Genomic DNA, 22456 nt, shown 5'->3' with positions numbered 1-22456 from the left:
CGCATGTTCCATCTGAGTTCCCAAGCGCCTTTCTTGCTCAGGTTGACGGCGGAGGTATCCCATTTAATGATGGGTGACCAGTGCTAACCGTCAGCTTTACTCCACTAGTTCACGAGTACAGAATGGCCGCCTGATGTCGCGCTTGGCAGCGTCGAGCCGAACGTGAAGGCCGAGTTGCCGGTGAAGTGCACCTGCGAGGCGATCACCGACCCAAAGCGAGCAGGGTTTGTGGTCGTACCATTGCCTGTGAACGTCACCGACGTGGCCGGCGCATACAAAACCCCGTCTAGGAACACGGTGGAATTGCCGCTGATCGAAAGTGACGCGCCGGTCGATGAACGCGACTGAAATAGAACAATGCCTTGGAGAGCGCCGTTACTTGGGGCTGTCAGGCTGATCGACGGTGTGCCGACGATGTCTAGCGAGGAAGTCGCATCGAGAAACATCGTTACACCCGATCCCGATATGCTGGCGTTGCTGTTTATCTTGACCGAAGCACCTTTGAAATAGTAGGTCCCCGCCGCGAGTGTGACACTCCCCCTGAACGTCGTCGCGCCAGTGAAGCAGCCCGATGTCACAGTGCCGTTCAACGTGCCGCCTGCCTTGCAATTGACGGGGGTGGGTTCGGCGACATTTGCGAGCGGGTCTGCCGTAGGGGAGCCGCACTTCGAGATGGCCGGGCTGTAGCCGCGTGGGTTCTGCGACGGCGACGTCGTCTGGCAGATCGACGTCGCTGTCATCTGCGCAGCATTGCCCTTCGACGAGATTGCAGTTGCCGCGGAGGACTTTGCGCGCGCCGCGCAGTTCAGCTTAACCGTCGTGCTGCCGACAATCGTGAGTGTATCTGAGTTCGTGGGGTCAAGCGCGTACAGGCAGGCCGTACCAGCGCCACCATCCCCGTCGGTGGCCGTGATCGCGATTGAGTGGGCCGACAAGCTGAATGGGCCGGCAGAGCCGGCAAAGCGCGAGAAGAAGCCGAGCACCCGGTTCTGATGCGCCTCGTCTCTGGACGCGGTCACCCGCACGGCGTTCGCGGGTGCATTGGCATCTGCCGGTCGGTACGTTTTGGTCGAGGCGTCGTAGAAGACCAATTCGACGTCGCTGGCGAGCGTGACCTGCCCGGCATTGGGAGGGGCATTCAGGTTGGCCAGCGAGACTGCGGTCTGAATGGCTTTTGCCGTGTCTGGCAGCTGGCGCACGCCTGCCACCGCTCCTGCGTCGGCGGCGATCTGCAAGCGCATGGCGTTGTATCGCAGCACACCCAGATCCACGGCGAAGGCGCCGACGCCGAGCATGACCGGCATGGTCAGTGCGGAAAGGAGCGTTATGCCGCCCTCTTCATCGCGCCAGAACCCCCGCATCACTGCGTTTCCTGGGGCAGGGTTGCGGAGGCGGTCATCGATCGGGTGCCGTAGAGGCTCGCGAAGAAGTTCGTCGGCGCCGCGCTGGTGAGGGGTATCGCGGCTGTGACCAGATAGCGGGTGGCGTCAGCGGGATCCTTGTCGGCTGTTACCATCGCTCGGCCCTGCGCCCAGCGTGGGAGGGCCGCCACGACGGCATCATGGGCGGTGGTCGTTGTGACGCGACCGAGCGCGAGCTGGCGCGCTTCCGTCCATACCGCTTGCTGCGCGGAGGTCAGCGTGAAGAAGGCGAACGAGAACTCGCAGATGGCCATCATCAGGCCGACGAAGAGGGGCGCTACGAGGCTGAACTCGACAGCGGACGCACCCGAACGGTCAGTGCGCAGTTTCCAGAGCAAACGCGATACCATTGTCAGTGTCTGAACCGTAATGCCTGGAATGGTATACGAGCTCGGCTACGGCGTCGGCCTTGTTGGACTGGTTATAGGCAGCCAAATTGACTCAATAATTAACAGGCTATGACCAGCATGACGTCTACTGATGGCTGGTTCGCGCGGCCTGGCAACGCCATTCTGCTGTATCTGCCGCCCTCTGAAGGTCGCGGTCCCGCTGGTCGCGCAGCCGGAAAAGCCGCTTCAGCTTCGTCACCAAGAGACCTGCGGCCTCCGATTTGTCCCGCCCCTCTCGGTGCAACACTCGCAGCCGATGCAGCAGTGCAGCGACCTCCTGATCAACCGTTATGATCTCCGCATTCTGTTGCAGCAGCTGATGGATCAAGGTCTCCGACATGCCCCCCCCCGAAGCTCCTCCTGGCGCTCGCCGTCTCATGCCTCCGGAGCCCGCGACGATCACCCCGTTCAATCTGTGCCAAACCTCCGGTCGAACCTCACGCGATCGTGAGGTATGGATTTTGCTGTACATGGTATCTGCCGAGCACGAGGGAAGTCCAACATGCTCGAAGAGACGCCGGCTGCGATGGCTATAGCCGTCCGCACCCTACTTGATTGCGCCTATATCGACGGCGGCGATACTGTCGCAGTCCGCTTCGAGGCGGCCGACGGCCAGATCATCGGCGTGCTGGTCCCGCGAAGGGTGTTTGCCGCACTACAATCGGCTACTCCAAACGGCTCGAAGCAACAACAATGAGCTCTCCGAAGCGGCACTAATGTCACTAGAGAGAAACAAGGCGCGTCGCGTCCCTTCTGGGACGGAGAGCGAACGACCAGCAGTTTGGCAGAGCGGCAATCCACGAAGGCTCACAAACGGCTGCTTAGGAGAAGTGACGACAGCGGTTGGAGCGACTGGGTTGGGTCGCAACCTGCCGCCCGCCCCTGTCGGGAAAACGGTTTTTCTATTGACAGGCCGAACGACCCTGGCAAATCGCTGCGCGGGACGGATGTTCGCCTGCCCGCTTCGCGACTTAATGAGATGGTCGGCGCCTTTGGCCGACTCTAACGGTTAGCGGCGTGACGCTAGGGAACGCCCGATCCCAAACAGCAGCGTTTCGGACAAGCGGCGCAGGTCGACGACACTGCCGCGCTTGAGCGCCGCATGCACCTCGATGCAATGATCCGCAGCCGCGATCAGCGGATCTTCAGGATCGTGTCTAACGGCAGCGGCATGGATGAACGGGCTGCTGTGGCTGTCCGTGGTGTCGATGTAGACGCCGCGCCCCTGCATGGCTCCGGCTTTATCGCGCACCAGAGTGCCCCGATTGAGGATCCAACGGACCTCATTCTTTTCGCCAAGGATTCGGAATTCGGCCGAGAAGGGGCCTCCGGTTTGGCGAACCCGTCTGATCCGCTCAAAGACCCAGTCGCGGTCATCCGGATGGGTTCGTCCCAAGGCAACCTCAAGAGAAAGTGGCTCCCCGGCCAGGCTAGGATTGCCGGCGAGAATAGCCGCCGCACCTTCATCCAGGACGGAACGACCTGCTGCAACATTCGTATTCCAGACGCCAATCAGACCTGCTGCTTGCAAAGCAGGCGCTATTGCGTCAGTGAACATCATGAAGCCTCCCCGCAGGTTTAGGTTCTGGCTAAGTTCAGATGTAGCTGCACGGTTGTCATACAAGTTGTCAATCCGTACTTGTATGGGACGTCTAATGCGGCGCAATGACGCAATGTTTGATTGAGATCCGTGCACTTCTCCGACATAACAAGAGTGCATTCGCTACGGTTGGAATGAGGTTTTAATCCAGCCGCAGCTGTAAGCGTGATCGGGATGAATGAGGCCGCCAAAGCTGCCTTGCAGCGGATCGCGCAAACCCTTGGGGTTTCAGAGGAGATGTTCCTGGGCGACCGCGACGCGTGGCCAAGCACGGCGGCTAGGCATCGGCCTTCAGATGAGCTCGAACTCCTCCGGTTGTTTCGAGCCATCGAAGACCCGGAAACTCGCCGCGCCTGCCTGGCCTTCGTCCGCAATTCTGCTGGCTCGAACGCTGGCGCCTAAGCGGCCCTGACGCTCCTGGGAAGCATCAGATCAAGGCGTAGCCCTTGCGCATTTCGCCTGCTGTTTGACCTCGAGGCTTGCGCGACGAGTCGGGAGTTGCCTTCGGCACTCCCAATCCGCCTTCCCTACCAATTCACCTGTCCAACGCGGAGTCGGTCAATCATGGCAAGCGCTTGCGTGCGCGCCTTACTCTCGGTCGGTAGCGCGGTGTCGGATCGCTGCACGAGCTTGCCGTGCTTGCGAATAGCCCAATGGTAGCCGCCCGCTTCGCGCTTTGACGGGACTAGATCGAAGGTGAAGGGGTGACGCTCTTCCACCTGATTTATCCCCCTGACTTCGCTGTCTGTCATTAAGCCGGGAGGATATGAAGCATCCCACCAATCGCACCGAGAGCTCCAAACCCAATCAGCGCGACAGCGATGTACATCCGCATCCGACTCGTGTCGGCCGCCCACGATGGCTGAGGATCCTCAGCGCTCTCAAACCAGTCTGCCACGGCGCCTTTCCGCACAAAAGGATGTTGGGGGGCGTCGTCTAGGTCCGTTCCACGACGGACGAATGACCTTGGCCATTCGTGTGCGGCGTAATCGCGTTGTCGCGCTACCTGACGTAAAAGGCGGCCGGCGGAGTGATGGAGAGCAGCCATGGTCAAGGACAAGAAGAGCACGTTTCCCGGCTCCCTGCGGGACCATAAGGACGCTGCGAATGCCGAGGCCGAGAAGGTCAGCGCCAAGATTGACGAGGCTTTTGGCAAGCTCGCTAAAAAGATGCGCGAGCGCGCTGACAAGACAAAGTCAAAGATGGATGAAACGCGCAAGCCCGAGAAGCGCGCTGTTCTGCTCCGGCGCTTTGAAATTTATGCAGATGCCGCCAATTATCTTGAAGAGCGTTTGCCGGAACGCGGCGAGTAGTGCCCGTGGCCTAAGAAAAGAGCTACTCCCGAAGGCGTGACCCGAAGTCTGGGAGCAAACGCCCACGAGGGGCTGAATGACTGCGACACCATCGCAACCAGTCCCTCATAGCCTTCCACGCTGCATCGCAACAATCAAGCCGACGACGCACCGCACTGCAATCTGGGCGTGCTCATCCACCTTGGTCTAAGCACACAGGCTCGACGCATCCGTCAGCGTGCGGCGTGCCCATCCGCTTTTCTGCGATCCTTTTTCCTGCGCTTCTTGCTCGGCTTGACCTCACTCTCCGCGTCCTCGGTCCCGCGCTCGCTCAGGGCAAAGCTGTGTAAATCTGCCAGCGCCGCGTCACCTGCGGCGGGAGCGTCAGTCAGCGCGTAGAACGCCGCGCGCACGATTTCCTTCTTATGCGCATTAGGGTGCCGCTCACGTACGGCGGCCCGCAGCTCCTTAGGCTTCATGCCCGGCCTGACGATTGCCTGCAGCGTGGTCGCGATTTCTTCGATGGATGCCATGTTCAGCCCCGAATGATTTTGCCGCAGTGCGGCAGCTCGGGACCGTCCTACATGACAGTACCGTGACAATCAAACCAGCTGTTGGCGTTGCAAATCGGGTCTAGATCCCTGGCGGCACCAAGGCTAAGAGACGCCTGTTCTATCCTGAGACCGGAACGCACCTTGCAGGCGCCGCCGCGAAAGCGGGCGCCTGCTTCTTTATATGTAGCCGGCTTCATATCTCGGGGCTTTAAAGATTTCTAGGCCGTCACGATGCGCTACCGCAGCACCTCCTCTCTGCCTTTTGCGCTTCAAGCCAGCGGTCACGCGGCTTGCAACTCGCGATACGCGGAGCCAGAGCGACCCTCAGCACGTCGCCAGACCGGACCGGGGCGCCAGCGCAATGGAGCTGCATCGACGCCACTCTGTCGCTGACCTCGAACGTCAACCGGGCCCAGATCGAGGCCGACGTGTTCGGACACCTTGCGGATGATCGCGGCGAACGTGCCGGCGGTCATGTGGGTGCGGTCGCCGCAGGTAGCCCGCCTCCGCCGCGCCGCCGCGAACACGATTGTGGCGACCCGCTGCGAGGTCGTTCGGTCGGTCGAGATGTGGGGGCTGCTGCGTGAGCGGCCGCCGGGCTTCCCGAACACTCTCGGTGCTACCCTTGGGCTGGCCTGGCTTCTCTCAGTGGGTCAGGTGGCCGAACGCGATCTCGGTGGCCGTGATCGCCCGGACCGGGCCGCTGATCGGCGGCACCAGCGCCCCCCAGGCGTCCAGCCGGATGATCCTGGCCTGCCGATGTACCCCGAAGAGACGGACGACCGTCCAGCCCGGCGTCTCGGCCTGCGTCCCGAAGACATCAAGCAATCCAAGCGCCCGGGCCGGAGTGTGAGGCCACCCGACGTCGCGATAGCCAAGGCAGCCGGCACATCCCACGCCAGGCGTCGATGGCGCTATCGTTGTGGTAATTCTTCGCTTGCATGAAACGAAGATGCCCGCGCGGGGTTCGGAGAAGCATCAGTGACCCGTCTTGGTGCCTGGGGTACGAGCCTGATCGTCGCCGCGCTTCTCACCACGTCTACCCTTGCCGCTGAGTCGATCGTCGGGCGTGCTTCTGTCACAGACGGCGACACGGTGGTGATCCGCAACACCCGCATCCGCCTACACGGCATCGATGCACCTGAAAGCGCTCAGGTTTGCGAGGACGCCAATAGCCAGGAGTACCGTTGCGGACAGACAGCAGCGCTCGCGCTATCCGATCATATCGGCGAGGCGAGCGTCTCCTGCGAGCCCCGAACTACTGATCGCTACGGCCGCACCGTGGCCGTTTGTCGGAAAGGGACCGAAGACCTGAACGCCTGGATGGTCACGCAGGGCTACGCCATCGCCTTCCGCCGCAACTCCACGGAGTACGTCAGGCAGGAAAACGAGGCTCGTATCCGAAAGCGCGGGATCTGGGCCGGTACCTTTGAGGATCCTGCCGACTGGCGCAGACGGCGGCGAGGTGGCCATGGCGAAACACTGCCCGGGGCCGAGATGCCGCGCGCCACGCAGGAGGCCATGACCTGTACGATCAAGGGCAATATCTCTGGCTCCGGCGATCGCATCTACCACCTGCCCGAGAGCCGGGACTACACGCGGGTGGTGATCGACGAACGGGCCGGTGAGCGCATGTTCTGCTCTGAAGCCGAGGCGCAGGCTGCGGGTTGGCGAGCGTCACGCCGGTAGGTACGGCCACCTCATAAGGCTACAGCCCACTCAAGTCCGACAAGCTCGACGCTTTCGTCGAACGCCTCAAGGCGCACCAGCGCACCCTCATCCTGGGGCTGGCTGAGCACGATAGGCTGCCGGCCGGGAGCGTGCTGCGTCAGGTCGCCGAGCTGAAGAAGGTCATTGCTGCGGTCGAGGCTGGCGCAGACGAAATGATTAAGCTTGTGTTGCTCGGCGGGCTCTCAGGGGTGATGCGGCCGGAATGTCACTTTGGGCCGCATAGTACGGGTCCAGTCACAGGCCGCCCTGCACGGACGCTCTCAGCCAGAGGCCGCTCGCCACCCAGCTGCTCTCGCCTCGCGTTCGGAACAGAACATTCGCTCGCCCAGGTCCTCGTCTATGCGAGTCTGCCCGTAGCTGGGCGAACTAGGTAGGTAGTAGATCCGCTCGCCGCTGCCCGAGATGCTGCCCTTGATCTCGCAGGCCGCTGCATCCACAGGAGCCGCCGCTTTCGGCTTTGCAGTCTCTGGCCGGATGATTTCGGGCCGTAGATCGACGTCCGATATTTGCTTCCTGCGACGCCAGTCTGCAGGCATTTCGAACACGCCAGCCCAGAGCCCGCGTTTAGCGGCTAACGCCGCCTTCTCCTGCGGGAGGTACTCCTCCGAGTAGCGACGGAGGGCGACCGCATGCCCTTGCGCCACCATCCAGGCGTTCAGGTCCTCGGCATCCTTGCGGCAGACGGCGAAGAGGCGTCCGTGCTGATCTGTCTCACGTGGTACGCAAGTGAGCAGTCCTTCACCGATGTGCTCGGCCAACACGCGGGCGGCCTTCTGCCCACAGCGGTACGCTTTACCAGCAGCATCATCACAGCTCTGCGCACTCTCGGGCGCGTCGATGCCATGCAGCCGAACGCGAGTATCCCGCATGAGCAACGTGTCACCGTCGACGACACTGGCGCGCCCCGTGATGGGCTCCGCCGCCAGAGCCGGTCCGGCCCACACTAGAACAGCAGCTGTGAAGAGTCGCATTGGCCAGCCGTCTATTCGATATCGACGACAAGAACGTGTCGGCGGGCAGGCTGGTTCGCATAAAAGGTCATGCCACCGCGCCCCACCGGCTTCAGTCTGCCGAAGGGCCGCAAGAATGATCCATCTCGTTGCGACGACGACACGGCTAGTCATGGGCTCGGCGACCTACGCCGGCCGGCATCGCATCGGTAGAGCGACACCACCGACATGCAGGACCACTCTGACCCGCACTCCGGGTCCACGTCTGACTCAGGATCGAATTGCGATCCTGGGTCGAGCGACAGCGGCTCCTGCTCGAACTGATCGGACGCGACCGCCGGCGAATCTGGCGCCCATTGGCACTGAAGCAGCGAGCCGGCGTTGTCGTGAGGAGCGCGGAGAACACCCGCTATGCGAGACCCGAACAACGATCGCCGAGCCCGTCAACGGGCACTCTGGTACCTGCTCGTGATCCTGCTCGGCGTCTGCGTCGCCATCTACTACGGGTGGCGTCTTCTCGAACCGGATATGGTGTGGGCCACCGGCGGCAGTGACGGCCGCTGGCTGGGTCTGTTCGTCTGCATCCTGCTCGTCAGCTTGGGCGGTGTGGCGCTCTGGAATGGCCTGCTCGCCCGACCACTGACATCCGAGGAAGAGCGCCTGCGTGATCAGATGCGCGAATGGGAGCGAGAGCGCTCTCGCTTCATGAATGGCAGCGGCCAATAGCGTCGTGGCGACCGCAGGCATCAGGCGCGTTCCAGCAGATCGACAAGGAACGATCCGGCCGCGGCGATAACGTTCCCGCAGCCGCGCCAAGCAGAATGTTGGCCACCGGCTGCGGATCGGCCGACACCTCCGCCAGTAGGGTCTCGGGCGCCTCCTGCCCACGGTCCTGGAGTATGCGTTCGAGGACTGCGCCCATCGCGGCTTTCCCGGCCGCCATCGTGATGGTGGCTGCCGATCTTCGATCATGATCGGTGGCTTGGCGCTCAATTCCGCAAACGGCTGCAGAGCAGGGATCTGGTTCAGAGAGCGGAAGGGATAAAACTGGCGCTAGGTTCGTTATGGCGTCGACGAACCGCTCGCTTAGGGACCAAACGTGCGCAGCCTCATCCTCGCCGTCAGCTTCATCGCTATCGCCGCCCCCGCCTCAGCCCAAGCGCCCCAGCGCGGCAACGCAGACCTACAAACCAACTGTGCGGGTGACGCCCTCGCATTCTGCGCCGGCATTGATCCGAACAGCCCGCAGATGGACGCCTGCTTTAAGAAAAACCTGAGCCGGATGTCCCCGAATTGCCGTCGTGCCATCGACGCCTACGAGAAGGCCGGCGGTAAGTAGCAACTCGACGATCGGTCACAACCCGACTGCCGCGAAGGGAGCGAACCTCAATTCCATCGGCAGAAGGGATAGATCACCGAGCCAAGCCGTTAGCGCATCAACGAATTCCTCCGACCGGGCATCCAATATGCGAAGCGTCATCCTGGCACTCGGCCTCATCGCCGTCGCGGCTCCCGTGCTTGGGGCTCCAGATGCGTCGGCCTCAAAGCGTGGGAATAAAGATCTGAAGACCTACTGCTCCGGCGATGCGGTCACGTTTTGCAGCGGCAATGATCCGGACAGCCCGGAGATGGACGCATGTTTTAAGAAGAACATGGACAAGATTTCGGAGAACTGCCGGCGTGCGATCACGGCCTACAAGGGTGGTGGGGGCAAGTAGCGCCTCCACCTTGCTTGTGAGACAGACACCCACGCCGAAACCGCTCGGCCATAGGAGTAGACGAGGGTGATTACGGGCCCGCAGCTTCTCGCGGCATGGTTCTCCGTCGGCTTAGCACCAGCGGAACTGGCCAAGCGTGCCAAGGTGCCTCTGAGTGTCCTTGCGCGAGCAGAGGGCAGCCCAGGCGAGCCGGCGATCACGATCGCGCAGCTAAATGCCCTGATGCATGCGCTGCGCGCGGCTGGCGCCAGCTTCACGCCAGCTGACCCTTCGTCGGATCGGGTTGCGGATCAGCTGTAAACTCGATCCATCCCTGCCTCCGTGATCGCAGCGAAGGCCCGCTCTGTGCCTCCGCGGATGGGCTTTACTCGTTTGGAGGATTTGACCCGCAGTTCGCTGCCTTGCACCATAGGTTGTCCTCCCAAGGGACACCCATCGGCCTGGCCTGGATGGCCCCCCAATTACGGGTCGGGCCGGTGGGGCTCAAGCATTCAGCAGCGCAGCTAGACGGAACCACGCAGCGCAACATTTGTTGGCGCAGCGCAGCAAGGTGATAGCGCCAGCATCACTGCGCTGTAGCCCTTCTTGGGCGTTTCCTCCCTAGACTCGGGCCACTCCTTCGGGGGTGGCCCCTTTTGTACTGAGGTCTCGGCGGCCTTTTTGCCTCGGGCCGCGTCGCGTACTGGCCCTGCCGTGAGGAACGGCACCGAGCCCCGTCAGCCCGTGATCAGATCGGGCGACGAGGCCGAACGTTCTGCGGCTTCAGGATCTGGCAGCCTTGCGCCTCTTCGGAGCAGTCTCAGCCATGGCTCCTGGGCGCCCGAGACCGATCGCCTTAGCGAGGGCCGAGCGCTGCTCGGCGTAGCTCGGCGCGACCATCGGATAGTCGGCCGGCAGGCTGTAGCGGTCGCGGTAGCTGCGCGGATCCAGGCCGTGGCTGGTCAGGTGGCGCTTCAGCGTCTTGTAGGTCTTGCCGTCGATGAAGCTGACGATCCCGTCGTGCCGGACCGACTTGCGGATCTGGGCCGCGGTCGGCCTTTCAACCTCCTCCGCAGAGGCGGATGCATCGGGAGCGCTGCCGGAGGCTAAAGCGGCTATCGCACCGTGCACACTCTCGATCAGCTTCGAAAGCTCGGAGGCAGGGATCGGGTTGTTCGCGACATACGCGGCAACAAGTTCGGCTGCCAAGTCGGTGGTGCTTGGAGCCCGCTCAAAGCTTTCTTCCGCCACTTGAATTCCTGTCTACGTCCTATCGCTCAGGCCAACGCGCTGAGAACCGCACGCACAACAGGCAATCCAGAGCAAAATCAAGGTCCAGACCAATGTCATTCGCACGCTATGTGCACAATCATGCAAAATTTTTTTAGGTGAACCCCGATGTACGTTGTGCGCTCAATTCATCCGTCTTAGACGGTCCTTAAGTTCCTGCTGGGCAAGTCGCCGACCGACTGCCATCAGCAGCGCGTCTGCTCGCTCTTTCAACCCCGGATCTTGTAGCCGGTTGATAACTCGCTGTGCAGCTAGGGCATGGTCTGCTGCCTCCTCCAAGGGCGTCACGGAGGATGCAGGATCATCGGCTGTGGGGGTGAGCTTTCCGTACGCCTGTGGTGAAGGCCGCGATCTTCGTTGAGGCGGCGTGTCAGGCGGCGATCGGCTGAGGGTGGGTCTCGGTCCAGTTCCAGGGGAGCAGGTCGTCGAGGCCTCGAGCCGGATGGTCGGGCAGCCGGCTGAGCACATCGGCGAGCCAGGCCTGCGCATCGATGCCGTTGAGCTTGGCGGTCTCGATCAGCGTGTAGAGGGCGGCCGCGCGATGGCCGCCGGCATCCGAGCCGGCGAAGGTCCAGTTGCGGCGGCCTACCGCGATCGGCCGGATCGCCCGTTCGGCGGCGTTGTTCGACAGGCAGGCGCGCCCGTCGTCGAGGAAAAGGATGAAGGCGCTCCAACGCTTGAGCATGTAGTCGATCGCTTGCGCCACCGGAGCCTTGGCGGAGAGCTTGGCGCGGTTCTCCCGTAGCCACGCTTCCAGTTCGGCGACGAGGGCGGCCGAGCGGGTGCGACGGTGCGCGCGGCGTTCATCGGCGGCAAGACCGTTGGTGGCGCGCTCGGTGGCGAAGATCGCATCGATCCGCGCCACCGCCTCAATGGCGATCGGAGCCTTCCTGAGCTCGGCCAGCTCGAAGAACTTGCGTCGGGCATGCGCCCAGCAGGCCGCCTCGCGCAGCGGGCCTGGTTTACGGCCGGGTTCGTACAGCCGACCGAACCCGGAGAAGGCATCCGCCTGCACGATGCCGTGGAAGTCGCCCAGCCAAGTCTCGGCATGCGCGCCGGAGCGGTCGGGGGAGTAGAAGTAGGCCACAGCCGGCGGCTCGGGACCGCCGAAGGGACGGTCGTCACGCACCACCGTCCAGAGCCGGCCCGTGCGGGTCTTGCCCTTGGCCAGGACCGGGACGGGCGTGTCGTCGAGATGCAGGCGCTCAGCCCCTCGAACATGGGCCTCGATCCGGGTGACCAGGGGCGACAGGGCGGTGGTCACCGCTCCGACCCAGCCGGCCAGCGTCGAGACGTCGATCGGTACGCCCTCGTGGGCGAAGCGCTGGCTCTGGCGATGCAGCGGCAGGTGCAGGCCGAACTTGGCCATCATCACCTCGGCCAGAAGGTTTGGGCCCGCTCGTCCGCGCGGGATCGGATGGAACGGGGCCGGTGTCTGCGCGATCGTCTCGCAGTCGCTGCACGAGAAGCGCTCGCGTACGTGCTGGATCACGACCCAGCGCGCCGGGATCCGCTCCAGGGTCTCGGTGACGTCCTCGCCGAGGTGACGAAGGCGCGCTCCGCCGCAACAGGCGCAGGTCGTCGGGCCGGGATGGACGACGCGCTCGCGCGGCAGGTGCTCGGGCAGAGGCCGGCGGGCGGGCTTGCGCCGAGAGGAAGCCGCACCGGAGAGCGCTTCGGGCTCGGCGGCCGCCTGCACTTGGGTCTCGGCCAGCGTCTCCTCCAGATCCTCCAGGACGAGTTCGAGCTGGTCAATCCGGGCGCTGCGCTCCGAGGAGGTCCCAAACCGTTCTCGCCGCAGCCGGGCGACCTCCAGCTTCAGCCGTTCGACCGCGATCTCCGAGGCGAGCCGGGCCGCCCGCTCGGCCAGGATCATGGCATGGGCGGCGGCAAGATCGGTGGGAAGCGGCGGGGGCTCGGGCGCGTTCGGCACGCTTGAGAGAAGAACATATTCTTCAAGCGCTGTAACGCGTTATCCTCAGCCGAGAGCGCTCGGACGCCAGCTCTCCTGCGGCATCCGCCAGTCGATACCCGAGAGCAGGTAGCCGAGTTGCGCCGTCGAGATCGTCACGGCTCCATCCGCCACCGAGGGCCACAGGAAACGGCCGCGGTCGAGCCGCTTGGTGTAGAGGCACGCGCCCTGGCCGTCGTGCCAGATCACCTTGATCAGGTCGCCGCGCCGTCCGCGGAACACGAACAGATGCCCGCCATGGGGATCGCGCTTGAGCGTCTCCTGGACGATCAGGCCGAGACTGGAAAAGCCCTTGCGCATGTCGGTGTGGCCGGTGGCCAGCCAGACCCGGACATTGGCCGGCAGCGGGATCATCGGCCCTCCAGGGCATCGAGCACCCGGCGCAGCGCCGCGGCATCGACATCCCGGTCGACCTTGAGACGACGGCCGCCGCCGAGATCGATCTCGATGACACCGGTCTTGCGCCGTGCGCGACGGGGCTGGGCCGCAGCACCCGGATCATCCGACCGCGGCGCCAAAACCGCCGACGACGGCTCCGGAGTGATGGCCACGGGGACGAACACCGGAGCCTGCCCGTCCCCGCCCAGACGGCCTTGCCGAGCCTGGCGTCGCCACGTGAACAGCAGGCCCTGAGCGATCCCGTTCCGGCGGGCCACCGAACACACCGACACGCCGGCCTCGTACGAGGCTTCGACGATCCGCGCCTTGTCCTCGAACGACCAACGCCGCCGTCGTTCGATCCCCTCCAGTACCTCGACCCGCATCATCCTGACCCGCCGACCTTAACGCCAGCATTAAGGTCAGGCTTCAGCCGAGCGCGCGATGCCTCCGGGGGCGGCCTTCACCGGACGCGTACAGCTTTCCCGTCCGCGACCACGTGATATCGACGATGATACCGCGTCCGTGCGTGGGTCGCCCTGCTGCATCCCGCAAGATGTGGCCGCGATCCAGCACCCACCGGGTCACGCCGTCAGCTGACAGGACGCGGTACTCAGCGACGAATGGCGTGTCTTCGTCGATGCAGCGACGGATCAAGGCGTGGACGTGTTCCCGATCCTCCGGATGGATGCCCTTGATGTAGGCCGACAGGGGAAGCCCTAAAGCGGCCTCCTCCGGATCAACGTTGAACAGCAAGGCCACGAAGGTGTCGGCACGTACCAAGTCTGAGAGAATATCCCAATCCCAGCTACCAGCTATTTCAACGGTATCGAGCGCATGTTGGAGCGCTGCTGGGCAGGTTCTACCGTCTCGCGGCGTGAGTTTCGGCATCACATCTCCCGACAAAATCTTCGAACTCGCCGGTCTGCGACAGGCGCGCTCCTGCTACGTACAAGTTGCGCACAGCGCAATCTCAACAATTCAAAAGTGTAACCATTAACGGTCCGGTTGCAACCTGTGTTAGAGCACACTCAGGAGACGATCTGTGCCCCGATGGGGAGGTACCGATGGGACAGCGAACGCGGCCCCCGTTCAACTCCGCGAGCGAGCGAGGGAACACGTTGAGGACTACGGATCTCCGCTGTCGCGGCCCTCTGGAGCGAAGCGGCTCGTGATGCACATCGCCGACGCGCTGCATGTAGCCCGGCAGAGTTCTACAAGCCGCCTGCTGCCGTCGCGCTAGGACGCGAAACTGACAGCGCCGTCTTGGAACAGGAGTGCGAAGCACTTCTGGGCGCCTACAGGCGCATTCGTGACCCAGGGAAGCGGCAGCGGCTGCTAGCCCTCGTGCAAGACGTAGCCGAGCGAGGCTGACCTGCGGACGCATACCGCTCGCAACCGGATCGGGCGACGGTGCTGAGACGCAGGGCGCCCATGCGACCGAGCGCCGGATCTCGCCCATGATGTGATGTGTTCAAGCTCCGCCGCGAACCGGCGGCCAGGAGCGTGCCGTGTACAATCCCTTCTTCTCGTCGCTGATGCTGGCCATTGAGGGGCAGCGCGTCATCGAACTGCGGTTGGTTCGCCTAGCCTGGGGCGGCAGCGAGGGACTGGCCGAGGCGCAGTCCATGGTGATTGAGAAGGTTCACGCCGCCGGCGAGGCGATGACGACACTGATGTTTGGCGGCTCGCCCGAAACGGTCATCGCCCGCTACCGTGAGCACGTGGCTGCGAACACGAAGCGCCTCTCCGCTCCGTGAGGGTCGTGCTGCTCCATCATAGAAAGCCTAGCTGGAACGCTTCGCGCTCCAACTACCGCTGCACTCGACCAAGCCCCCAGACGTGCGCCAAGTGCCGCTACCGCTGCCCTTCGCGGTCAGACTGCCGGCGATCGGCACCTTGTTCGAGCCTTGGGTGATGGTGGCCTGCACGGCGCCGGCCGCCGAGACACCGCCATCGATGTCGACCTCCTCCCCGGGGATCGACGCGTCGCTGTCCTTAATCTGTACCTTATAGCTCGTGCTGGCCGAGCAGGGTCCCTCCGCAGTGGTGGCGACGATGGTCCAGGAGCCGTCGAACTGGTTCGGTACCTGCACCTTCTTCGTCGCGGCATCCGCTGGGAGGAAAGCGCCTGCCGTCAGGCCAGCCGCGAGGATAAGGATCGGGGTACGTGCCACAGACTGCTCCGGAGATCGCGCCGCCGGAGACGGCTACGCCATCGCAGAACGGATGTGTCGGCTCGATAGTTTCAGCGGCTACCTAGATCCCGCTGCGGCCGAAATACGAGGCGCTCCGGCGGCTCTTCGGAGGGCGCCACTTCCGCGAGCGTTTCGACCTTCGGCAACCTTCTGTTAACCATAACGGCCGAGGTAGCTCCCGGCGACCGGCTGGGGGGCTGAGCGCCGGCAGAGCAGCACCGAGACCCGGATGTACGGTCTCGCGGTGCGGCCTCGTCGGCGCAGTCGCATCAAGCCCGCACCTGGAACACCAGGGCGGGCTTCTATCGTCATATCAGGGGACGGACACCGCCCGCCTTAGGTGAGCGCCTGCGGATGCAGCGACGGCGTGCCGGTGTACGTGTCCGGCTTCAGCGGACAGCCCCCATGCGATTTCCGATGGGACATTGATCGGCGAACATCGGGCCTGCTGTAGGTACCAAGGATCATCACCCGGCCGTGACAGGCGGGGCAGCGTTTAAGCGAGGCAGAGTGGGCGACCGCGGCTTCGTTCAAGCTGACGGCACGCCATAACCCGTCGACCTTCACCTCGCAGGTGAGCGGCTCATCCACCGGCATGCTCTACGCCGTCAGACCCGGATTTCTTCCGCGGACAGGCCACCCGCCCTCAGGTGATCGGGGATGTCGCCGTGGTCGTAGTACCCGGCCTCGTGCGCCATAGCGTCGAGCGCGGCGATCGGGTCGGATGCCGAGCCGGTCCAGAGGATTGCGCCCGTCGCGGCCTGACGGATCTGGAACACCTTCATCATCGGACCCTCAAGCTTCGGCGTATGGTTAAGCGCCATTGCCGCCGCTCGTTCCGAGGTCGCTTGCCGAACGAGAGTCAGCGACGGTGCACACGATCCTCACGATCGCGTGGGCTGACGCCAAAGTCGCGCGCCATTGATCTAGATTGCACACAATCGATATGGATCATGATGCGGGCCAGCGAGACATTAAAGGGTTGCACGTGGATCGGCGCGTTTCCTCAACGGAAGATGGTGATGGTGAGCGTCTTCCAGTTCCGACGCCTGACGCTGTAACCGAGCTGATCGTCGCCTTATCGATCTGCGCAAAGTCACTCGACCAGCTGGCCGATTAGGTGGTCCAGTGTGCCTCGCATGCGAACGATCCCAACGCGCGACAGGACCTTTTGGCGGCCGCACGGGGTCAACGCATCCGGGTCCTTGAGGTGCAAGGCACGCTCGCCGCTTTAAGCGGCGCTTTGGTCGAACGAGATGTTGCGGACAAGCGGCTTTGAGGGCTGCGTTCATCAGATAGGTCTGACCGCGCCGAGATAGGCCGATGATAGGACGGCAGCGACGAACCGTTTGAATTTTGTATGCGGTTGGGACTGCCGCGATAATCCATGCGTTACTAAGCATGGCCATTACCGATCGCTCCGCTCGCACCATCGCGACGCTGAAACAGCTCGCCCGTGAGCTCAACGTTCCGGTTGAGGCGTTCCTCCGAGCGCCCGCGGAGGGCGAGGCAGGAGACCTACTGACCCTCGTGCGCCTTTGGTCCTCGATACCGGACACAGAGGGGCGTCGCCGGGTCCTCAGCGTAGCGCGCCAGGAAGCGGAGCAATCCGAGGGCAAGGAGCGCGCCTGATCCGTCCCGATCCATGATGGGCAACCCCGCTTCTGGCCGCATGGCTTGACGGTCACGCTTGCCGTAGCCAGCGGGATGGCTTCCAGTTTCGCACCCACCATGCTCCCAAACGCCGCCGCTCTGTGGCGCAGCTCGCTTGAGGATCTGTCCGAGCACGCCTCGCCGTGCCGGTATCTCCTCCCGGCTCGATGGGTGGCCCTCCGGACGAACGCGATGGCCTTCTGCGAGAAGTTCGGCGCCGAGGCCCACCGGCACGGCTGGACGGCGCCGGAGCTGTTCGCGGTGCATCCGGAGCACGGCACCCTGCGCGTGGACTACTGCGGGGTGCTCATGGTGGTGAGCGAACCTGCCCGCGGTGTCGAGGCGCAGCGGATCCTGTTCGAGCGGCTGACCGGCTACCGGAACAAGGTCGGCCAGCAGTGGGGCACTCCGATCTGGGAGTTCGCCAGGAAGGCTCACTGACGCGAGAGGTGGGGAGCCCCGGCAGCCTCGACACAAGCGATTAGGCCCAGGTCCCCTCAAGCCTCGCTGTCGGACAAGCCGGACGACGATAAACCGTGCCGCTCCTCAAGCTCGGCTCGGCCGGCTTCGGTGATGCGGTACTCGACGTTCTTCGTGTCCGGATCCGTCCGACCGGTAGCGACAACCAAGCCCAGCACCTCCAAGCGTCGCATGTAGCCGCTCACCTGATAGAAGCGAGCGCCGGTCTGAGCGAGCGTGCGGAGCCGGTAGAGGCTGCCAGGCGGGAGCTTGTACATCGCCCACCAGTATAGCCGTTGACAGCTCGGACGTCAGGGCGACCGGCGCCGGTGCGCGACCTGCGCTCGCCGCCGAGCTTTACCAGAACCAGATGATGCGGCCGGACATCGCGTAGATAACGAACCAGAGCCCGACGGCCAGGACGATCGACGCCACGACGACGGCTAGATGAGGCTTCCCGCGGCGGCTATCGGGGCGAACAGTAATAATCTAGTCCTTTAATGACGAATCATGAGTCTTGAGTGCCCAAACTTCTGAATATTATTATAAAATTTCTGCAGATAGAAAGTAATCTATGTTGTTTTTCGATAATTATATCGCTGCTCATCATTTGATCATTTGTTTGACGCGCAGTTATATTACAGAGATAGCAGGCGATCTCGAAGCACTCGCCTACAGCGATGCACTCAGCCCGCCCGGTCCAGCACCGTGGCGGGCTCTTTCACGAGAGCACGACGGTCAGTTCATCGCCTTGGGCCGATCCCCAACGAAAGGGCCGATCCCGGCGGCCTCGACCGTTGTGAGGAAGGCCGCGTGTGCATCCACATCCGTAGCGAATGTGTCCTGCCACCGCGTACAGCCGGAGAAGTGGATCACCTCCATCCGCCACCGATCCTGCGTACCGGCAAGGCGGTAGATCTCGACCTCAACCTCATGCCCGTCGCAGGTGAAGAGACCTGATAGGGGTGAACTCTCGAAGTCGTAGTCCTCGTCGTCCACCCTGCCCGCTCCGTGCCGCCGAGCAGGCCGCCCGCCCGGTCTCAACCTGAGACAGATGCGTAGAGGATGCTCACACGATCCGGCAACTAACGCTGGCCATCTGGGCATGCGAGCTGCGCTGGGTATCGGCTCCTACAGGTGAGGTAATCGAGACCCATGCCGCCGCAGAGCGAACCGCTTTCTTCTGCCACTCGGGGCGAAAAGGCTGGGCGGCTTGCAGCGAGCGAGATGATCAAGACGCTGAGCCCGGAGACAGGCAGCGTTCAGGGCCTTGTGCGCCGGATCGAGGAGGTCGGGATTATCGTGGCCCAAGAGCATCTGCGAGCCGGCGCGCTACCGGCTGAGGTTCAGGCGTGGCACATCGGCTTCCAAGCGGGGATGAGCCTCGAACTCGGAGTTTACATGCGCCGCTTTTGATCGGGCAACGGCTCCCCCGCCTCATGAGTAGATCGGGCCGCCAAGGTGTGTGGCTGGGCCGCTCTGGCAATCGACCAGCCGCCGGGCGATGGTTGCGCATGTCGGCGCCCCCGGATCAGGCATGCGAAGTGAAGGTGGATGGCGCTTGGCGCACCGTCAGCCTCGACGAGGCGCATCTCCGGCACCGCGACGACCTCAAGCGTTGCCCGGCCTGCCATGGGCGTGTGCTCATCATGGGCACTTACGGGTCGCTCCGGCGCTTGGCCATGGCGCACCGCCGCGGACATGATGGCTGCCCTTTGAGGCCGCTGCACTACCAAGGGGTGGCAACGCGGCATCCTGAAGCGGTCGAGTAGGCGCTCGGCGACGGCACAGCTCGATATGAAGGCGCACCTCGTTCCGTAGCGGGCCGTGGTGCGGACGATTCGCGCAGCCAGCGTCCGCTTATGGGGCATCAGCACAGTCAGCTGAATGACGGAATCTGCTTGATAGGAGGCGGTCCGCTCTTCTGGCGGATCGGCTCCTGAGCGGACCAGCCGACGGCGGCCCAAAGGACGCAGGCGACGGCTCGGACAATTTGTCCGAAACGCTTCAACGAGCGCAATTTTGTCCGGGCGTCTGGCAAGCGCTGACAGATCGCTGCGAGGGTGTACCCGGGGGGCCGGGGGCGCCTGCGTGGTGCGACGATCAATGACGCCGCGACGCTCACCCAAGCATCGTTGACATCGAGTCGTACCGTATCATCATGAGCAATCACCGTTGCATAGAATGATATGGTCATTCGATGACCCATGGCCGCTTCATCTCGTACCTGCGCGTCAGCACTGATCGTCAGGGCCGATCCGGGCTCTGATCTGCCCCCAATGAAGTGGTCCGCCCTGAGGTATGGCTTTCGGGCCAGGATGAGGACGGACAGATGGGAACGAAGCGGCACAAGCCGGAGGATGTCGTCGCCAAGCTGCGGCAGGTGGATGTGCTGGTCTCGCAGGGCCAGAGCGTTGGGGACGCGATCCGCACGATCGGCGTGACGGAGGTCACCTACTACCGCTGGCGCAAGGAGTACGGCGGCCTGAAGAGCGACCAGGTCCGGCGCATGAAGGACCTGGAGACCGAGAACCAGCGGCTCCGGAAGGCAATCGCCGATCTCACGCTCGACAAGCTGATCCTGCAGGAGGCTGCCCGGGGAAACTGACCAGCCCCGCGCGCCGACGCGCCTGCATCGAGCATGTCATGGACGTCCTGGACGTCTCCGAGCGCCGCGCTTGCAGTGCGCTCGGGCAGCATCGCTCGACCCAGCGCAAGGTGCCGCGGGGCAGAGACGACGAGGCGGCGCTGACCGCCGATCTTGTGGAGCTGGCGCGCCGGTACGGGCGCTACGGCTACCGGAAGATCGGCGCGCTGCTGAAGGCGGCCGGCTGGTTGGTCAACGACAAGCGGGTCGAGCGGATCTGGCGGCGCGAGGGGCTGAAGGTGCCCGGCCGCCAGCCGAAGAAGGGCCGGCTGTGGGACGGGGATGGTTCCTGCCTCCGGCTCAAACCGGAGCGGCGCGACCACGTCTGGGCCTATGACTTCGTCGAGGCGCGCACCCATGACGGGCGCAAAATCCGGATGCTGAACGTCGTCGACGAGTTCACCCGCGAATGTCTGGCGATCCGCGTTGCGCGCAAGCTGAAGGGAGCTGACGTGATCGACGTGCTCTCGGACCTGTTTATCCTGCGCGGCGTGCCCCAGCACGTTCGTTCAGACAACGGACCCGAGTTCATCGCCAAGTCGGTGCAGTCCTGGATTGCGGCCATTGGCGCAAAGGCCGCCTACATCGCGCCGGGCTCACCATGGGAGAACGGCTTTGTCGAAAGCTTCAACGCGCGATTGCGGGATGAACTCCTGAACGGCGAGATTTTCTACACCCTGAGGGAGGCACAGATCATCATCGAAAGCTGGCGTCGGCACTACAACACGATCCGCCCGCACGGTGCGCTTGGTTATAAGCCACCAGCGCCGGAGGTGTTCGTGCCAGCCATGACCGCTTGGCCGACTGCGCTCGCCCGACCGGCTCCGTCGGCCAAGCTACCCGTAGAGCAGAGGCCGACCCTGCACTAACTTTGAACTCGGACCACCGCGTGGGGGCTGGTCAGACCCGATCCGCGCTCTCCATACAGGCCAGCAGCCGTGATGATGGCTGCATCAACAGGCCGGACACACGGCAGCACCTGATCCTGCGCGCACAAATCTCTCCAACACCCCCTTGAATCCGATGGGGCGTCCACACACGGCCATTCCTCGTCGGTGCGACAGTTGCAGCTCAGGGTTGCAATCGATCGCTGCGATGCTAATGCATGAAGCTGCGTCTCCCCTTCCGCCTGCCGCTCAGGCGGAAGGAAGCTTGACCATCGTCTGAACCGCCGCCACGAACCGAGCGCGCGCTGTGGGCTCCGCTCGCGTCAAGTAAGCAAGAACCAACGCGAGCAACGCTACCTCCTCCGCGTTAGCCGGGCCATGCAAGGGCGTCACTTCGGTATCCACGCCACCGAAGCTCGACACAGGAACGCCGAGCGTCTCGGCAACGCGTCGCAGCGTCCGGTCGGACGAGGCGGTTTGCTGGGCCGACAGCGACGGTTCGAGGTCGTCTTGCATGCTTGTCTTCCGATCTGGACGTGACCCATCTGCTTGGCGATGGCGACGAGGGTTGCGCCCGTCAGTTCATACCGTAGATGCCGCACAACCAATGCAAAATTTTTCTCGCTTTCACATCTAGTAATTGCACACCAGCCTGGGGCAGAATATACTAATCTGGGTTGGAAACGCGCACGAATGGGACAGCGATCGACGACGCGGGTCAATGCGATCGACGGGTTCACCGAGCCGCTCGATCGCCTGCGCGCCGCGCTGAACGCCTCGTGCGTTGTCGGCACCTGGGACTGGGACATCGTGCGTCGCACGATGGTGTACGACGGGGGCGCGGCCCGGCTTCTCACGGGCGATGAGTCGCTGGCCGAACAGGAACTCAACGGAGTAGACGCCGTCGCGGCCGTCCATCCCGCCGACCACTCTTGGTTGATCGCGCATGTGCAGTCAGCGGTGCGGGCTGGCGGCCTTGTCCTAGCCGAGTATCGCGTCATCGATGCCGACGGCCACGTGCGTTGGCTGCTGAGCCGTGGACGAACCTACCACGACGCGACGGCGCAGCCGGTGCGCTCGCGTGGGATCATCATCGACATCACCGAACTGCGTGGTGATGGTGGCGAGCGCTACGTCGTCACCAGCAGCTTGGCCGCGACTCCCGACATGCTGGAGCGGGCGGCGGATCTCGCCATGGAGCTGAAGCGGATGTTGACTGCAGACGCCCCCGCGGATGTGCGCGCCGCCACGGATGTGCTTCTGTTCGCCATCGGCCGTGCTCTGGTGGCCAGCGCGTCAGAGACCAGTCATTGATTGCAGCGATCGACCAGGACCGGA

The 22456-nt window shown here is 63.6% G+C and carries 28 protein-coding genes and 1 pseudogene; 11 read left to right on the top strand and 18 right to left on the bottom strand.

Features of this window, described 5'->3' with window-relative positions; translation table 11 throughout:
* Positions 1 to 104 precede the first annotated feature (104 nt).
* From J3A75_RS11795 to J3A75_RS11785, 3 genes are all read right to left on the bottom strand, one after another.
* Positions 105 to 1361, bottom strand: a complete 1257-nt coding sequence (locus J3A75_RS11795) for a pilus assembly protein TadG-related protein (protein WP_209650232.1) — start codon at positions 1359 to 1361, stop codon at positions 105 to 107.
* A complete protein-coding gene (locus J3A75_RS11790) occupies positions 1361 to 1771 on the bottom strand; it encodes a TadE/TadG family type IV pilus assembly protein (protein ID WP_209650231.1) in 411 nt (136 codons plus the stop codon). The genes J3A75_RS11795 and J3A75_RS11790 overlap by 1 nt, the downstream gene beginning before the upstream one ends.
* A gap of 124 nt (positions 1772 to 1895) precedes the next feature.
* On the bottom strand, positions 1896 to 2150 hold the full coding sequence (locus tag J3A75_RS11785) for a hypothetical protein (RefSeq protein WP_209650230.1): 255 nt from the start codon (positions 2148 to 2150) through the stop codon (positions 1896 to 1898).
* Between the two features lie 162 nt (positions 2151 to 2312).
* Between J3A75_RS11785 and J3A75_RS11780 the strand changes: the two genes are divergently transcribed.
* On the top strand, positions 2313 to 2507 hold the full coding sequence (locus J3A75_RS11780) for a hypothetical protein (RefSeq protein ID WP_209650229.1): 195 nt from the start codon (positions 2313 to 2315) through the stop codon (positions 2505 to 2507).
* Between the two features lie 312 nt (positions 2508 to 2819).
* On the opposite strand, the gene J3A75_RS11775 is transcribed toward J3A75_RS11780, so the two are convergent.
* Positions 2820 to 3371 carry a PAS domain-containing protein gene (locus J3A75_RS11775; protein WP_209650228.1) on the bottom strand — a complete coding sequence of 184 codons (552 nt, stop codon included), beginning with the start codon at positions 3369 to 3371 and terminating at the stop codon, positions 2820 to 2822.
* Between the two features lie 1085 nt (positions 3372 to 4456).
* Between J3A75_RS11775 and J3A75_RS11770 the strand changes: the two genes are divergently transcribed.
* On the top strand, positions 4457 to 4723 hold the full coding sequence (locus tag J3A75_RS11770) for a hypothetical protein (protein WP_070999115.1): 267 nt from the start codon (positions 4457 to 4459) through the stop codon (positions 4721 to 4723).
* 212 nt (positions 4724 to 4935) lie between these two features.
* On the opposite strand, the gene J3A75_RS11765 is transcribed toward J3A75_RS11770, so the two are convergent.
* From J3A75_RS11765 to J3A75_RS11760, 3 genes and pseudogenes are all read right to left on the bottom strand, one after another.
* On the bottom strand, positions 4936 to 5235 hold the full coding sequence (locus J3A75_RS11765) for a hypothetical protein (protein ID WP_209650227.1): 300 nt from the start codon (positions 5233 to 5235) through the stop codon (positions 4936 to 4938).
* A gap of 247 nt (positions 5236 to 5482) precedes the next feature.
* A pseudogene (locus tag J3A75_RS36505) lies at positions 5483 to 5747 on the bottom strand (hypothetical protein); the annotation flags it as partial.
* Positions 5748 to 5901: 154 nt separating this feature from the next.
* Positions 5902 to 6084, bottom strand: coding sequence for a hypothetical protein (locus J3A75_RS11760; RefSeq protein ID WP_070999111.1), 183 nt, complete (start codon positions 6082 to 6084; stop codon positions 5902 to 5904).
* 153 nt (positions 6085 to 6237) lie between these two features.
* Here J3A75_RS11760 and J3A75_RS11755 point away from each other — a divergent pair, with 153 nt between their 5' ends.
* The gene (locus J3A75_RS11755) at positions 6238 to 6945 is read left to right on the top strand and encodes a thermonuclease family protein (RefSeq protein WP_312892386.1); all 708 of its coding nucleotides are present in this window, start codon (positions 6238 to 6240) and stop codon (positions 6943 to 6945) included.
* Between the two features lie 302 nt (positions 6946 to 7247).
* On the opposite strand, the gene J3A75_RS11750 is transcribed toward J3A75_RS11755, so the two are convergent.
* Positions 7248 to 7856 carry a thermonuclease family protein gene (locus J3A75_RS11750; RefSeq protein ID WP_312892385.1) on the bottom strand — a complete coding sequence of 203 codons (609 nt, stop codon included), beginning with the start codon at positions 7854 to 7856 and terminating at the stop codon, positions 7248 to 7250.
* Positions 7857 to 8348: 492 nt separating this feature from the next.
* Between J3A75_RS11750 and J3A75_RS11745 the strand changes: the two genes are divergently transcribed.
* The 3 genes from J3A75_RS11745 to J3A75_RS11735 all read left to right on the top strand — a co-directional run bounded on the left by J3A75_RS11745 (position 8349) and on the right by J3A75_RS11735 (position 9655).
* Positions 8349 to 8663 carry a hypothetical protein gene (locus J3A75_RS11745; protein ID WP_127991229.1) on the top strand — a complete coding sequence of 105 codons (315 nt, stop codon included), beginning with the start codon at positions 8349 to 8351 and terminating at the stop codon, positions 8661 to 8663.
* A gap of 373 nt (positions 8664 to 9036) precedes the next feature.
* The gene (locus J3A75_RS11740; protein ID WP_083374326.1) at positions 9037 to 9276 is read left to right on the top strand and encodes a 3',5'-cyclic-nucleotide phosphodiesterase; all 240 of its coding nucleotides are present in this window, start codon (positions 9037 to 9039) and stop codon (positions 9274 to 9276) included.
* Positions 9277 to 9403: 127 nt separating this feature from the next.
* Positions 9404 to 9655 (top strand): 3',5'-cyclic-nucleotide phosphodiesterase, encoded by a 252-nt coding sequence (locus J3A75_RS11735; protein ID WP_083374325.1) that lies wholly within the window; start codon positions 9404 to 9406, stop codon positions 9653 to 9655.
* Positions 9656 to 10417: 762 nt separating this feature from the next.
* On the opposite strand, the gene J3A75_RS11730 is transcribed toward J3A75_RS11735, so the two are convergent.
* From J3A75_RS11730 to J3A75_RS11710, 5 genes are all read right to left on the bottom strand, one after another.
* Positions 10418 to 10885, bottom strand: a complete 468-nt coding sequence (locus J3A75_RS11730) for a MucR family transcriptional regulator (protein WP_070999105.1) — start codon at positions 10883 to 10885, stop codon at positions 10418 to 10420.
* 409 nt (positions 10886 to 11294) lie between these two features.
* On the bottom strand, positions 11295 to 12800 hold the full coding sequence (gene tnpC / locus J3A75_RS11725) for an IS66 family transposase (protein ID WP_024827169.1): 1506 nt from the start codon (positions 12798 to 12800) through the stop codon (positions 11295 to 11297).
* 102 nt (positions 12801 to 12902) lie between these two features.
* Positions 12903 to 13250 (bottom strand): IS66 family insertion sequence element accessory protein TnpB, encoded by a 348-nt coding sequence (gene tnpB, locus J3A75_RS11720; protein WP_024827170.1) that lies wholly within the window; start codon positions 13248 to 13250, stop codon positions 12903 to 12905.
* Positions 13247 to 13663 (bottom strand): IS66-like element accessory protein TnpA, encoded by a 417-nt coding sequence (tnpA, locus tag J3A75_RS11715; protein WP_070998920.1) that lies wholly within the window; start codon positions 13661 to 13663, stop codon positions 13247 to 13249. The genes tnpB and tnpA overlap by 4 nt, the downstream gene beginning before the upstream one ends.
* Positions 13664 to 13703: 40 nt before the next feature.
* Positions 13704 to 14165: a PAS domain-containing protein gene (locus tag J3A75_RS11710; RefSeq protein ID WP_209650226.1), complete on the bottom strand. Its 462-nt coding sequence runs from the start codon at positions 14163 to 14165 to the stop codon at positions 13704 to 13706.
* Between the two features lie 620 nt (positions 14166 to 14785).
* Between J3A75_RS11710 and J3A75_RS11705 the strand changes: the two genes are divergently transcribed.
* A complete protein-coding gene (locus J3A75_RS11705; protein WP_070999103.1) occupies positions 14786 to 15034 on the top strand; it encodes a hypothetical protein in 249 nt (82 codons plus the stop codon).
* 27 nt (positions 15035 to 15061) lie between these two features.
* Here the strand turns inward: J3A75_RS11705 and J3A75_RS11700 are convergent, their stop codons facing one another.
* A complete protein-coding gene (locus tag J3A75_RS11700) occupies positions 15062 to 15451 on the bottom strand; it encodes a heme utilization protein (RefSeq protein WP_070999102.1) in 390 nt (129 codons plus the stop codon).
* 629 nt (positions 15452 to 16080) lie between these two features.
* Positions 16081 to 16260: a hypothetical protein gene (locus J3A75_RS11695; RefSeq protein WP_149311573.1), complete on the bottom strand. Its 180-nt coding sequence runs from the start codon at positions 16258 to 16260 to the stop codon at positions 16081 to 16083.
* 1057 nt (positions 16261 to 17317) lie between these two features.
* Here J3A75_RS11695 and J3A75_RS37245 point away from each other — a divergent pair.
* Positions 17318 to 17566 (top strand): hypothetical protein, encoded by a 249-nt coding sequence (locus J3A75_RS37245; protein WP_312892383.1) that lies wholly within the window; start codon positions 17318 to 17320, stop codon positions 17564 to 17566.
* A 56-nt stretch (positions 17567 to 17622) separates the two neighbouring features.
* On the opposite strand, the gene J3A75_RS11685 is transcribed toward J3A75_RS37245, so the two are convergent.
* Both J3A75_RS11685 and J3A75_RS11680 read right to left on the bottom strand, forming a co-directional pair.
* On the bottom strand, positions 17623 to 17862 hold the full coding sequence (locus J3A75_RS11685; RefSeq protein WP_070999098.1) for a hypothetical protein: 240 nt from the start codon (positions 17860 to 17862) through the stop codon (positions 17623 to 17625).
* A gap of 460 nt (positions 17863 to 18322) precedes the next feature.
* A complete protein-coding gene (locus J3A75_RS11680; RefSeq protein WP_209650225.1) occupies positions 18323 to 18583 on the bottom strand; it encodes a hypothetical protein in 261 nt (86 codons plus the stop codon).
* A gap of 228 nt (positions 18584 to 18811) precedes the next feature.
* Between J3A75_RS11680 and J3A75_RS11675 the strand changes: the two genes are divergently transcribed.
* A complete protein-coding gene (locus J3A75_RS11675; protein ID WP_209650224.1) occupies positions 18812 to 19000 on the top strand; it encodes a hypothetical protein in 189 nt (62 codons plus the stop codon).
* 916 nt (positions 19001 to 19916) lie between these two features.
* Positions 19917 to 21100, top strand: a protein-coding gene (locus J3A75_RS11670; RefSeq protein WP_209650223.1) for an IS3 family transposase whose coding sequence is annotated in 2 segments (ribosomal slippage) — positions 19917 to 20181 and positions 20181 to 21100 — 1185 coding nt in all. Because the reading frame shifts where the segments join, the coding sequence is not laid out codon by codon here.
* Positions 21101 to 21367: 267 nt separating this feature from the next.
* Here J3A75_RS11670 and J3A75_RS11665 read toward each other — a convergent pair.
* Entirely contained in the window at positions 21368 to 21634 is a 267-nt protein-coding gene (locus J3A75_RS11665) for a hypothetical protein (protein WP_209650222.1), read from the bottom strand.
* A 177-nt stretch (positions 21635 to 21811) separates the two neighbouring features.
* On the opposite strand from J3A75_RS11665, the gene J3A75_RS11660 reads away from it, so the two are divergent.
* Positions 21812 to 22432: a PAS domain-containing protein gene (locus J3A75_RS11660; RefSeq protein WP_209650221.1), complete on the top strand. Its 621-nt coding sequence runs from the start codon at positions 21812 to 21814 to the stop codon at positions 22430 to 22432.
* Positions 22433 to 22456 lie beyond the last annotated feature (24 nt).

The organism is Methylobacterium sp. PvP105, assembly GCF_017876975.1.
GTDB classification, from domain to species: domain Bacteria; phylum Pseudomonadota; class Alphaproteobacteria; order Rhizobiales; family Beijerinckiaceae; genus Methylobacterium; species Methylobacterium radiotolerans.
The sequence above is the reverse complement of the archived record's forward strand: the minus strand, read 5'-3'. Positions and strand labels throughout refer to the sequence as shown.